This is a genomic window from Actinobacillus indolicus, from assembly GCF_004519515.1.
Lineage (GTDB): Bacteria > Pseudomonadota > Gammaproteobacteria > Enterobacterales > Pasteurellaceae > Glaesserella > Glaesserella indolica_A.
The window spans coordinates 2,137,000-2,149,060 of the sequence record NZ_CP038145.1; the positions used below are offsets into that span (position 1 = coordinate 2,137,000).

10 protein-coding genes are annotated in these 12,061 nt (G+C 40.5%); 5 read left to right on the forward strand and 5 right to left on the reverse strand.

What is annotated here, in order from left to right; all coding sequences use genetic code 11:
• Window positions 1-140 precede the first annotated feature (140 nt).
• Together dapB and EXH44_RS10490 are read left to right on the forward strand one after the other, a co-directional pair.
• Window positions 141-953, forward strand: coding sequence for a 4-hydroxy-tetrahydrodipicolinate reductase (gene dapB, locus EXH44_RS10485; protein WP_162857423.1), 813 nt, complete (start codon window positions 141-143; stop codon window positions 951-953).
• 54 nt (window positions 954-1,007) lie between these two features.
• The gene (locus tag EXH44_RS10490; RefSeq protein WP_162857424.1) at window positions 1,008-2,117 is read left to right on the forward strand and encodes a methionine biosynthesis PLP-dependent protein; all 1,110 of its coding nucleotides are present in this window, start codon (window positions 1,008-1,010) and stop codon (window positions 2,115-2,117) included.
• Between the two features lie 65 nt (window positions 2,118-2,182).
• Here the strand turns inward: EXH44_RS10490 and sucD are convergent, their stop codons facing one another.
• From sucD to EXH44_RS10515, 5 genes are all read right to left on the reverse strand, one after another.
• Entirely contained in the window at window positions 2,183-3,055 is an 873-nt protein-coding gene (gene sucD / locus EXH44_RS10495; RefSeq protein ID WP_162857425.1) for a succinate--CoA ligase subunit alpha, read from the reverse strand.
• Window positions 3,055-4,221, reverse strand: a complete 1,167-nt coding sequence (gene sucC, locus EXH44_RS10500; protein ID WP_162857426.1) for an ADP-forming succinate--CoA ligase subunit beta — start codon at window positions 4,219-4,221, stop codon at window positions 3,055-3,057. The genes sucD and sucC overlap by 1 nt, the downstream gene beginning before the upstream one ends.
• 92 nt (window positions 4,222-4,313) lie before the next feature.
• Window positions 4,314-5,534, reverse strand: a complete 1,221-nt coding sequence (gene odhB / locus EXH44_RS10505; protein WP_162857427.1) for a 2-oxoglutarate dehydrogenase complex dihydrolipoyllysine-residue succinyltransferase — start codon at window positions 5,532-5,534, stop codon at window positions 4,314-4,316.
• Between the two features lie 63 nt (window positions 5,535-5,597).
• Complete coding sequence (sucA, locus tag EXH44_RS10510) at window positions 5,598-8,405, reverse strand: 2-oxoglutarate dehydrogenase E1 component (RefSeq protein ID WP_162857428.1); 2,808 nt, start codon at window positions 8,403-8,405, stop codon at window positions 5,598-5,600.
• A 254-nt stretch (window positions 8,406-8,659) separates the two neighbouring features.
• Complete coding sequence (locus EXH44_RS10515; RefSeq protein WP_162857429.1) at window positions 8,660-9,289, reverse strand: LysE/ArgO family amino acid transporter; 630 nt, start codon at window positions 9,287-9,289, stop codon at window positions 8,660-8,662.
• A 101-nt stretch (window positions 9,290-9,390) separates the two neighbouring features.
• On the opposite strand from EXH44_RS10515, the gene udk reads away from it, so the two are divergent.
• From udk to EXH44_RS10530, 3 genes are all read left to right on the forward strand, one after another.
• Window positions 9,391-10,044: a uridine kinase gene (gene udk / locus EXH44_RS10520; protein ID WP_162857430.1), complete on the forward strand. Its 654-nt coding sequence runs from the start codon at window positions 9,391-9,393 to the stop codon at window positions 10,042-10,044.
• 8 nt (window positions 10,045-10,052) lie between these two features.
• The gene (gene dcd / locus EXH44_RS10525) at window positions 10,053-10,637 is read left to right on the forward strand and encodes a dCTP deaminase (protein ID WP_162857431.1); all 585 of its coding nucleotides are present in this window, start codon (window positions 10,053-10,055) and stop codon (window positions 10,635-10,637) included.
• Window positions 10,638-10,802: 165 nt separating this feature from the next.
• Window positions 10,803-12,011, forward strand: coding sequence for an aromatic amino acid transport family protein (locus tag EXH44_RS10530; protein WP_135673731.1), 1,209 nt, complete (start codon window positions 10,803-10,805; stop codon window positions 12,009-12,011).
• Window positions 12,012-12,061 lie beyond the last annotated feature (50 nt).

The following is a 12,061-nucleotide window of genomic DNA, read 5'->3' on the forward strand; positions in this document are numbered from 1 at the left end:
TATAAGAATTTAAGTAATACTTTTAAATAAGAGAGAGGCGGGCAGTTAAATCAGCCCGCTTTTTTTTGTTTAAAGGTTCTCATTTTAGTTGCTTTCTTGTAGAATCCGAGAGCTTATAACAACAGAATTTAGAGGTAAACATGACATTAAAAATTGGGATTGTTGGCGCAGGCGGTAGAATGGGGCGTCAGTTAATCCAAGCGGTAAATAACGCAGACGGCGTGGAACTAGGTGCAGCGTTTGAACGTAAAGGATCATCATTAGTCGGGGCAGATGCTGGCGAGTTGGCTGGTATTGGACATTTAGGCGTGACTGTCACGGACGATTTGGCTTCACAAGCTAATCATTTTGACCTGTTAATTGATTTTACTCGCCCTGAGGGAACGTTGGAACATATCGCTTTTTGCGTCGCACATAATAAAAAAATGGTGATCGGCACAACAGGTTTTGATGATGCTGGCAAACAGGCGATTAAATCTGCGTCAGAAAAAATCAGTATCGTCTTTGCTTCAAATTACAGCGTTGGGGTGAACTTAGTATTTAAACTGTTAGAGAAAGCGGCAAAAGTCATGGGCGATTATTGCGATATTGAAGTGATTGAAGCTCACCACCGCCACAAAGTGGATGCTCCATCTGGCACGGCACTTTCAATGGGCGAACATATTGCCAAGACTTTAGGTCGTGATTTAAAAACACACGGCGTATTTGCGCGTGAAGGGATCACAGGTGAACGTAAGCGTGATGAAATCGGCTTTGCGACGATCCGTGCTGGTGATGTGGTCGGTGAACACAGTGTTTGGTTTGCCGATGAGGGTGAACGTGTTGAAATTGCACATAAAGCTTCAAGCCGAATGACCTTTGCTAATGGCGCTGTGCGTGCAGCAAAATGGCTTCAAACCAAACAAAGTGGTCTATTTGATATGACTGATGTATTGGATTTAAATAATTTATAGTGATAGACAGCCACAAGCGATCAGATTTGATAAAAAATTTGCAAAAGGATAATTATGACTAAATTTAACCATATAGAAACAACATTAGTCCAGATCGGTAACCGTAGTGATTCACGTACTGGTGCGGTAGCGACACCCATTGTTTTATCTACCGCTTACGGACGTGATGGTTTAGGCGAATCGACGGGGTTTGATTATACTCGAACCAAAAACCCGACCCGTAGCGTATTAGAGCAGGGCATTGCTGACTTAGAGGGTGGAGATGCAGGTTTTGCTTGTTCATCGGGTATGGCTGCAATTCAGTTAATTATGTCGCTATTTAAAGCACCAGATGAATGGATTATTTCAAGCGATGTTTACGGTGGAACTTACCGCTTGTTAGATTTTAGCTATAAAAATCATCATACGGTAAAACCTGTTTATGTGAATACCGCAGATTTGGATGCTATCGAAAAAGCTATTACACCAAATACAAAGGCGATTTTTATTGAAACGCCATCAAATCCGTTAATGGAAGAGTGTGATGTTGCTGCGATTGCGAAAATTGCGAAAAAACATAATTTGCTCTTTATTGTAGATAATACGTTCTTAACCCCGATTCTATCTCGCCCATTAGAATTAGGTGCTGATATTGTGTTCCATAGTGCAACCAAATATATTGCGGGTCATAATGATGTTTTAGCGGGTTTAATTGTGGCAAAAGGTCAGCAACTTTGCGAACGTATTGGCTATATGCAAAATGGTGCAGGTGCTGTGTTATCGCCGTTTGATTCATACTTAGTAGTACGTGGATTAAAAACATTAGCGTTACGTATGGAGCGTCATCAAGCAAATGCAACGGAATTAGCCAAATTCTTAGCGGAACAGCCACAAGTTCAAGATGTGCTTTATCCAAACAAAGGCGGCATGTTGTCATTTCGTTTAAAAGATGAAACTTGGGTACCTAAATTCTTGAAAGCAATTAAGATGATTACTTTTGCGGAAAGTTTAGGCGGTACGGAAAGTTTTATTACTTACCCTGCAACCCAAACCCATATGGATATTCCTGAAGCAGAACGTATTGCACGTGGTGTATGTAATAAATTGTTACGTTTCTCTGTCGGGATTGAACACGTAGAAGATATTAAAGCAGACTTATTACAAGCTTTTGCACTACTGAAATAGTTAAATAGGTGTAGCAGATAGAACATAAAGGGCTAAATATTAAAATTTAGCCCTTTATATTAAAATTATTTATTTAGAATACTTTGTAATGCAGAACCGATATCTGCCAAGCTACGTACCGTTTTTACGCCAGCTGCTTCAAGGGCTGCGAATTTTTCATCAGCAGTGCCTTTCCCACCTGAAATGATTGCGCCTGCGTGTCCCATACGCTTACCTTTCGGTGCAGTAACACCCGCAATATAACTGACCACAGGTTTAGTCACATTGGCTTTAATGAATGCAGCTGCTTCTTCTTCCGCTGAACCACCGATTTCACCGATCATTACAATGGCTTCGGTTTCAGGGTCGTTTTGGAACAGTTTCAAAATATCAATGAAGTTTGAACCTGGAATTGGGTCGCCACCGATACCAACGCAAGTAGATTGACCAAAGCCATAATCCGTTGTTTGTTTTACCGCTTCATAGGTTAAAGTACCAGAACGAGAAACAATCCCGATTTTGCCTTTTTTATGAATACTACCTGGCATAATGCCGATTTTGCATTCATCTGGTGTAATTACACCCGGACAGTTTGGACCGATCATACGCACGCCAGTTTGATTTAGGCGTTGTTTAACTTGGAGCATATCTAAGGTTGGAATGCCTTCGGTAATGCAGATAATTAACTGAATACCTGCATCAATTGCTTCTAAAATGGCATCTTTACAGCCTGGAGCAGGAACATAAATCACCGTTGCTGTTGCGCCTGTGGTTTCCACCGCTTCACGCACGGTATTAAATACTGGTAAACCTAAGTGAGTTGTACCACCTTTACCTGGGGAAACGCCACCGACAAGTTGTGTACCGTAATCTAAGGCTTGTTGAGAATGGAATGTGCCTTGTCCACCAGTAAAGCCTTGGCAGATCACTTTAGTATCTTTATTAATTAAAATAGACATTATTTACCCTCCGCAGCTTTCACGGCTTGTACTGCCGCATCGGTTAAGGTTGCAGCTGCAATGATATTTAATCCGCTTTTCGCTAAAATTTCACGTCCTAATTCAGCATTGTTACCTTCTAAACGAACAACCACAGGCACATTGACACCCACTTCGTTTACTGCGGCAATGATGCCTTCTGCAATTAAATCACAGCGGACGATGCCACCGAAAATATTGACTAATACGGCTTTCACAGCTTTATCGGATAAGATAATTTTGAATGCTTCTGCAACACGTTCTTTGGTTGCACCGCCACCTACATCCAAGAAGTTTGCAGGGAAACCGCCGTGAAGTTTAACGATATCCATAGTTCCCATTGCAAGACCTGCACCGTTAACCATACAGCCGATGTTTCCGTCTAAGGCAACATAGTTGAGTTGATGCGATTCCGCAAGGGCTTCACGCGGGTCATCTTGGCTTGGGTCGTGCATTGCCGCTAATTCAGGTTGGCGATACAACGCATTGCCGTCCACCACCATTTTGGCATCTAAGCAGAGTAGATTACCTTCTGTGGTAACAACTAATGGGTTGATTTCAAGTAATGAGAGATCTTTTTCAACAAATAGTTTAGCTAGTTGGGTGAAGATAAAGCTGAATTGTTTGATTTGATCGCCTTCTAAACCAAGTTTAAATGCGAGTTCACGTCCTTGGTACGGCATACCGCCTGTGAGAGGATCAATGGCTAATTTATGTAACAGTTCAGGTGTTTTTTCGGCAACTTCTTCGATATTCATTCCGCCTGCGCTAGATGCCATAAAGACGACTTTTTGTGATGAACGATCAATGACCGCACCTAAATAAAGTTCACGGGCAATACCTGCGGTTTCTTCAACATAAAGCGTATTAACTGGTTGACCGTTTGCATCAGTTTGGAAAGTGACTAAGCGTTTGCCTAGCCATTTGTCTGCAAATTCACGGACTTCCGCTTCGTTACGCACTAATTTTACACCACCAGCTTTACCACGTCCGCCTGCGTGGACTTGGCATTTAATCGCCCATGCATCGCCTTTTAATTGTTTGATTGCATCCACCGCTTCATCAGCTGTTTTACAGGCAACGCCTTGGCTGACAGGAAGTTTGTATTTGGCAAAAATCTGCTTGCCTTGGTATTCATGTAGATTCATAGCATTTAGCTTCCTATGTTGTGTTACTCAAATTTGTAAATTTTTAATGAAATCTGACCGCTTGTTGAGAATACAAGCGGTCAGATTAGGCGTTAAATTTCCAATAATAAGCGTGTTGGATCTTCTAGCAAGTCTTTGATTGCCACTAAGAAGCCGACAGATTCACGGCCGTCAATTAATCGGTGATCATAGCTGAGTGCTAAGTACATCATCGGGCGAATCACCACTTGACCGTTTAGGGCAACAGGACGATCTTTAATTGCATGCATGCCTAAAATGGCACTTTGTGGTGGGTTGATGATTGGCGTTGACATTAATGAGCCAAAGACACCGCCGTTAGTAATCGTGAAGTTACCGCCCGTTAAATCTTCAACGGTGAGTTTACCGTCACGGCCTTTCTCTGCTAAGACTTTAATTGCTTTTTCAATATCTGCCATAGAAAGTTTGTCGCAGTCACGTAAAACAGGTGTCACTAAGCCACGTGGAGTTGATACCGCGATACTGACATCAAAATAGTTGTGATACACCACATCGTCGCCATCAATCGAAGCATTGACTTCTGGATAACGTTTTAATGCTTCAACTACCGCTTTGATGTAGAACGACATAAAGCCTAAACGTACGCCATGTTGTTTTTCAAATTTTTCGCCATATTGTTTGCGTAAGTTCATGATTGGCTGCATATCCACTTCATTAAAGGTGGTAAGCATTGCTGTGGTATTTTTCGCTTCTAATAAGCGTTCTGCGATACGTTTACGCAAGCGAGTCATTGGTACACGTTTTTCACTGCGTGCTGAGTAAGCGACGGTACTAATGGTATTCTCTACATTTTCAGCTGCTTGTTTTGCCGTCTGTTTACTGATTGCTGCTTCAATGTCTTCACGGGTTAAACGACCACCTACGCCAGTACCTTTAATTTGGCTTGCTTCTAAACCATGTTCTGCCAGTAAGCGACGTACACTTGGAGTTAAGACATCTGATGCGCTGTTATCAGGCTCTAAAGATGCTGTTTGGCGATCGGATGGCGTAGATTCATTTGCTGGTTTAATCGTTGCCACAGAAACATCACCTGCTTGTTGTGCAACTAAGATACCAAGAACTTGCTTGCTCACAACTGTTGAACCTTCGCCTTGTTGAATCTCGGTAATGACACCGTCGCTAGTTGCAGGGACTTCAAGTACCACTTTGTCTGTTTCAATTTCGACGATAACTTCATCGCGTTTTACGCTATCACCCACTTTTTTATGCCAAGTGGCTACCGTTGCATCCGCAACAGATTCGGGAAGATCTGGAACAAGAATTTCGATTGTCATAATATTTTCCTTCTTTAATTTAGTTCCCTTCCTACATAATTTTAAGGAAGGGAAGTTATAAAACTAGAGTGTTAACGCGTCATCAACCAGTTGTTTTTGTTGTTTCACATGGAGTGACATATAACCCGCTGCTGGTGATGCTGAAGCAGCTCGACCTGCATATTTGAGTTTCGCATGTTCTGGAATAGATGCTTCAAAGTTATGTTTACTACAGTACCATGCACCTTGGTTTAGTGGCTCTTCTTGACACCATACAAAGTCAGTGACATGAGCGTATTGCTCAAGGACTTTTTTCACTTCATCATGTGGATAAGGGTAGAGCTGTTCAATACGAATAATCGCAACATTGGTTTGCTCACGTTTACGGCGTTCTTCAAGGAGATCGTAGTAAACTTTACCTGAGCACATCACAACACGTTTCACTTGTTTTGGATCAAGGTTATCGATTTCACCAATCACATTTTGGAATTCGCCATTAATGAGTTCATCTAAGGTTGAAACCGCTAACGGATGGCGAAGTAGTGATTTAGGCGAAATGGCAACCAACGGACGACGCATTTTGCGAATCGCTTGGCGACGTAACATGTGGTAAACCTGTGCTGGTGTAGAAGGAATACAGACTTGCATGTTCTGTTCCGCACAAAGTTGTAAATAACGTTCTAAACGGGCAGATGAGTGTTCCGGACCTTGTCCTTCATAGCCGTGCGGAAGTAACATCACTAAACCGCACATACGACCCCATTTTTGTTCGCCTGAGCTGATAAACTGGTCGATCACAATTTGTGCACCGTTCGCGAAGTCACCAAATTGTGCTTCCCAAATAGTTAAAGTTTTCGGATCAGTCGTTGCATAGCCGTATTCAAAGGCAAGAACTGCTTCTTCAGAGAGTACAGAATCCCAAACTTCAAAACGCCCTTGATTTGCATGGAGATGTGTTAATGGGACATAACCGGTACCGTCATTTTGGTTGTGAATCACGGCATGACGGTGGAAGAAGGTTCCTCGTCCTGCATCTTCGCCAGATAGACGCACGTGAGTACCGTCATCAAGCAGTGTGGCATAAGCCATGGTTTCTGCCATACCCCAGTCAAGTAACTTAGTGCCTTGGTACATTTCACGGCGATCGTTGTAGATCTTTTCAACGCGTGGGTGCGGGCGTAATGATTCTGGATATTCACAAACTCGTTTAGCAATTTCAGTAAAACGTGTCGCAGGGAATTTACTTTCGTATGGTGATGTCCATTCATAGTTAAGATATTGCAACCAATCCATAGATGCTGTATCCATTTCACGCCATTCTGGTACAACACGATTGCCGTTGTCTAAAGCATCACGATAGCCATTCATCATTTCGATTTCATCATCACCAGTAATCACGCCTTCTGCAATTAAGCGATCGGCATATACTTTACGTGGTGTCGGATGTTTTTTGATGATGCTATACATCATTGGCTGTGTGGCTAACGGTTCATCAGCTTCATTGTGGCCGTGACGGCGGTAAGAGATTAAGTCGATAAAAATATCACGCTTAAATAAGCAACGGTATTCCACCGCCATTCTTGCCGCAAATGCTACTGCTTCAGGATCGTCACCGTTAACGTGAATAATCGGCGCCTGAATCATTTTCGCAATGTCGGTACAGTATTCAGTTGAGCGAGTGTCATTTGGGTTAGAAGTAGTAAAGCCGATTTGGTTATTGATGACGATACGAATGGTTCCGCCCACTTTATAACCACGAGCATTAGACATATTTAAGGTTTCTTGAACAACACCTTGACCTGCAACAGCAGAGTCACCGTGGACGGTAATGGCTAACACTTTATTATGTTCGGTGTCATGAACTCGAGTTTGTCTTGCACGTACAGAACCAATTACCACAGGGCTTACAATTTCTAAGTGAGATGGGTTAAAGGCTAGTGCTAAGTGGACGTGTTTGCCATCCACATCAAAATCAGAAGAATAACCTTGGTGGTATTTTACGTCACCCGCACGGTTGTCATCTGCGTGCTTACCCGCAAATTCATCGAATAAATCAGCTGGTTTTTTACCGAGTACGTTCACTAACATATTTAAACGTCCACGGTGTGCCATGCCCATTACCACATCAGTCATTCCTTGACGGCCAGCATGGCGGATAATCTCTTTCATCATTGGAATGAAAGCATCAGAGCCTTCTAATGAGAAACGTTTTGCTCCTGGGAATTTTGCTCCTAAGTAACGCTCTAAGCCATCTGCAGCAGTGAGTTCCGTTAATAAATTGACTTTTTCTTCTTTAGTGAAAAGGGGTTTATTTAGCACCGATTCCATTTTAGCTTGGAGCCAATTTTTTTGTTCCATATCTTGAACATGCATGAACTCTAAGCCAATAGTGCCACAATAGGTTTCTTTTAATGCTTCTGAAAGCTCCCCAAGCTTAATTGTCTCTTTGTTGTAAACATAGCGACCAATGTTAAAGGTTTCTTCTAAATCTTTTTCAGTTAAGCCGTGATAACGGTAATCTAATTCAGGAACTTGAGAGGTTTTCCAGCGGTAGTAGTTAAGCGGGTCTAAATTAGCTTCTAAATGACCACGAAAGCGGAAAGCATTGATGAATTGTAATACTTTGACAAGCTTTGCACTTGCTTCAGGATCGATTACTGTGATTGCTTCTGCTCTATTCTCACGTGTTAAACGGCGAAAATAATCACGAACAGATGAGTGAGGTTGCTCGACAGCGGTTGTTTTTGGGAGTTGAGCAAAGATGGTTTTCCAACTTTCATCAACGCTATTAGGATCTTCAAGATACTGCTCATAGATTTCTTCAACATAAGACTGGTTTGCTCCACCTAATGCGGTAGATGAAATCCAATCATCAAAATTTTTATGTTGCATATAGACCTAACCTTATTTATGTGTTTACAGAAATGATATGTCCGACATTATATACTTTTCAGTAAGCCATGGAGTGTTACTCCACATTAATCGCTTATTTATAAAGCATAATTATATGAATTATTATGCCTGAATATGAGGTAAAAAACTGTGATATAAGTCTGATTTTTTACAAAAAATTAACATTTTTTTTGTAAAAGTTAGAGGTAAGAGAAAAGGGAAGGTGATAACTCAAATTATCACCTAAAATTCACTTAAAGTTGATTAAATACACCAATCGCATAAATGATAAGGCTAAATGCGATACCATACATGATTAAACCTGTAATCGAATCAAGAATTTGCCAAGTTCTTCGTTTTTCAAAATAAGGTGAAAGTAATCCGGCTCCATACCCAACACCAAAGAACCAAAGGAAAGAGCAGATTAAGGCTCCTGTTAGAAATTGGATTTTTTGATCAAAACTCAGTGTTCCACCGATACCACCGACAATCACAACGGTATCAATATAGACATGTGGATTAAGGAGTGTAATCGCCAGTGTCACAAGCACGGCTTTTTTCAATGAGCTTTTAGATTTATCACCTTGCATTAAAAGCTGTGAAGAACCTTGGTAGGCAGCAATAAAGGAACGGCTACCATAAGTAAATAAAAAGAGCGCACCGATAACGGCAAGGATAAAACTAAAGAGAGGTGATTGTGCGATTAATGATCCTAATCCGAGTACACCAATACCCATCAACAATACATCACACACAAAGCAGATGAGGGCAATCCAAAAAACATGTTGTTTTAAAATGCCCTGTTTTAATAAAAAGGCATTTTGAGCGCCGATAGAGACAATCAAACCAAAACAAACAATAAAACCGTGTAAAAAACTATCCATAAGTTCACTCCTATCGTAACAAGCGGTCGATTATACTCAAAATTTTGCAAATATTGCGTTATAATCTCCGAAATTTTTCCCCTTCTCCTTAAGGATTATTTATGTCACAAACCAAAGAAAATGAATCTTGTATTGTTATTGCGATTGCTGGCGCATCAGCATCGGGTAAAAGCCTCATTGCATCAACGATTTATAAAGAACTTAAAGCGGAATTAGGGGAAGATGATATCGGCATTATTTCCGAAGATGCTTACTATCGAGATCAAAGTCATCTTGCAATGGAAGAGCGTGTGAAAACGAACTACGACCATCCGAATTCGATGGATCATGAACTCTTAGTTTCTCATTTACAGCACTTAAAACAAGGTCATGCTGTTGATATTCCCGAATATGATTATGCAGAGCATAACCGCAAAAAAACCGTCACCCATTTCACTCCGAAAAAAATTATTATCTTAGAAGGTATTTTACTTCTCACCGATGAAAAAATTCGTAATGAGCTCAATGTGTCTATTTTCGTCGATGCACCTTTAGATATCTGTTTTATTCGTCGTTTACAGCGTGATATGGAAGAGCGTGGAAGAACGATGGAATCTGTCGTGAACCAATATCGTAAAACCGTTCGTCCAATGTTCTTACAATTTGTTGAGCCCTCTAAACAATATGCGGATATTATTATTCCTAAAGGCGGTAAAAATCGCATTGCGATTAATATTTTAAAAGCACAAATTAAAGAGTTACTTGGTCATAATTAGGAGGCGTTATGCGTTTATGTGACACTGATATTGAACGCTATTTAGATGAAGGTATTATTAGCATAACACCTCGTCCATCAAACGAAAAAATCAATGGCGCAACGATTGATGTCCGATTGGGAAACTCTTTTCGTGTTTTTCGTGAACATTCAACTCCTTATATTGATTTAAGTGGTCCAAGAGAAGAGATGACGGCACAATTAAATCGAGTGATGAGTGATGAAATCATCATTGCAGATGATGAAGCATTTTTCCTACATCCAGGTGAATTAGCCTTAGCAACGACCTTAGAATCTGTGACGTTACCTGCAAATATTGTTGGATGGTTAGATGGGCGATCATCTTTAGCTCGTTTGGGATTAATGGTTCATGTCACCGCACATCGTATTGATCCAGGTTGGGAAGGGCGTATTGTGCTTGAGTTTTTTAATGCAGGGAAGTTACCGCTTGCATTACGTCCTAATATGGCGATTGGTGCTTTGAGCTTTGAGATTTTAAGTGGTCATGCTGCACATCCATATAATGCTCGCAAGGATGCAAAATACAAAAATCAGCAAAGTGTGATTTCAAGCCGAATTAATCAAGACGTATAAATTTATTTTAATAGTAGAATAAAAGAGCTGGTCCAATACAGAGCTAGCTCTTTTTTGTTCTAAAAAATAGTGATGTAATGAAAATTTTACAAGGTAATAAATGTTTTACAATTTTATTTTTTCTTTGTTAGAATGCGGACTTCTCTGTATCTATTGAGGTTAATTATGAAAAATAAAACATTTGGTAGTGCGCTAATTGTCGCGGGGACAACAATTGGTGCGGGTATGTTGGCTATGCCACTCACATCGGCGGAAATGGGGTTTGGCTATACATTAATTTTATTATTTGCACTATGGGCATTACTTTCTTATAGTGCTTTGTTGTTTGTTGAAGCTTATCAAAAAGCAGAACGCAAAGATGCAGGGATTGCAACATTAGCTGAGCAACATTTTGGAATGATTGGTCGTGTACTTGCAACACTTTCTCTAGTGATTTTCATGTATGCGATTTTAACCGTGTATTCCTTAGGTGGTGGCAGTCTTTTGGCTCCTTTCCTTAGTTTTATGGGAGAAAATGCAGAAACTGCAGCGATTCTGCTTTTTGTTTTGCTCCTTGCTATCTCGGTGACAGTAGGTACATCTGCAGTAGATGCATTCACACGTTTACTTTTCATGATTAAAATTGTGGCATTCTGCTTTGTACTTTTCATGATGTTGCCAAAAGTTACTTTAGAAAACTTAGGTGCAATGCCACTACAGTATCTTTTAATTATTTCAGCAAGCCCTGTATTCTTTACTTCATTTGGTTTCCATGTTGTGATTCCAAGTATTAATAGTTACTTAGATGGGGATATTCGTCGTTTACGTATCGCCATCATTTTAGGTACAGCAATTCCATTAGTGGCATATGTATTATGGCAAATGGCAACACATGGTGTATTTAGCCAAGTACAGTTTGTTGAAATTATTCGTCAAGATCCAACACTAAATGGTTTAGTGGTGGCGACTTATCAAGCGACGGGTAGCGAATTTATTAGTGGTGCAGTCCGCCTTTTCTCTGCTTTGGCGTTAGTAACTTCGTTCTTAGGCGTGTCGTTAGCACTTGTAGATTGCTTAGATGATTTACTTAAACGTGTAAATATTACGGCAAATCGCCTTTCTTTAAGTTTACTCACCTTTGCACCAGTACTTTTATTTGCATTGTTCTACCGCGATTTCTTATCCGTATTAACTTATGCAGGACAAATGTTTACCTTCTATGGTTTAGTATTACCAGTCGGGATCGTTTGGATGTTAAGACGTAAATTCCCAGATTTACCTTATCGTGTGATTGGGGGGAATTTAGGTTTACTTCTTGCACTCGTGCTTGGTTTATTAATTATGAATGTCCCATTCTTAATTGAAAGTGGTGTATTGCCAAAAGTAGTTGGTTAATTAATTGTTACACGTTATCCAGAAAAATCCTCATAAATTTTTTATGAGGA

Excerpts from the sequence above, each read along its gene's own strand:
- sucD (WP_162857425.1), bottom strand. The coding sequence starts at position 3,055 with ATGTCTATTTTAATTAATAAAGATACTAAAGTGATCTGCCAAGGCTTT.
- dapB (WP_162857423.1), top strand. The coding sequence starts at position 141 with ATGACATTAAAAATTGGGATTGTTGGCGCAGGCGGTAGAATGGGGCGT.
- udk (WP_162857430.1), top strand. The coding sequence starts at position 9,391 with ATGTCACAAACCAAAGAAAATGAATCTTGTATTGTTATTGCGATTGCT.
- EXH44_RS10530 (WP_135673731.1), top strand. The coding sequence starts at position 10,803 with ATGAAAAATAAAACATTTGGTAGTGCGCTAATTGTCGCGGGGACAACA.
- sucA (WP_162857428.1), bottom strand. The coding sequence starts at position 8,405 with ATGCAACATAAAAATTTTGATGATTGGATTTCATCTACCGCATTAGGT.
- sucC (WP_162857426.1), bottom strand. The coding sequence starts at position 4,221 with ATGAATCTACATGAATACCAAGGCAAGCAGATTTTTGCCAAATACAAA.
- odhB (WP_162857427.1), bottom strand. The coding sequence starts at position 5,534 with ATGACAATCGAAATTCTTGTTCCAGATCTTCCCGAATCTGTTGCGGAT.
- EXH44_RS10515 (WP_162857429.1), bottom strand. The coding sequence starts at position 9,289 with ATGGATAGTTTTTTACACGGTTTTATTGTTTGTTTTGGTTTGATTGTC.
- EXH44_RS10490 (WP_162857424.1), top strand. The coding sequence starts at position 1,008 with ATGACTAAATTTAACCATATAGAAACAACATTAGTCCAGATCGGTAAC.
- dcd (WP_162857431.1), top strand. The coding sequence starts at position 10,053 with ATGCGTTTATGTGACACTGATATTGAACGCTATTTAGATGAAGGTATT.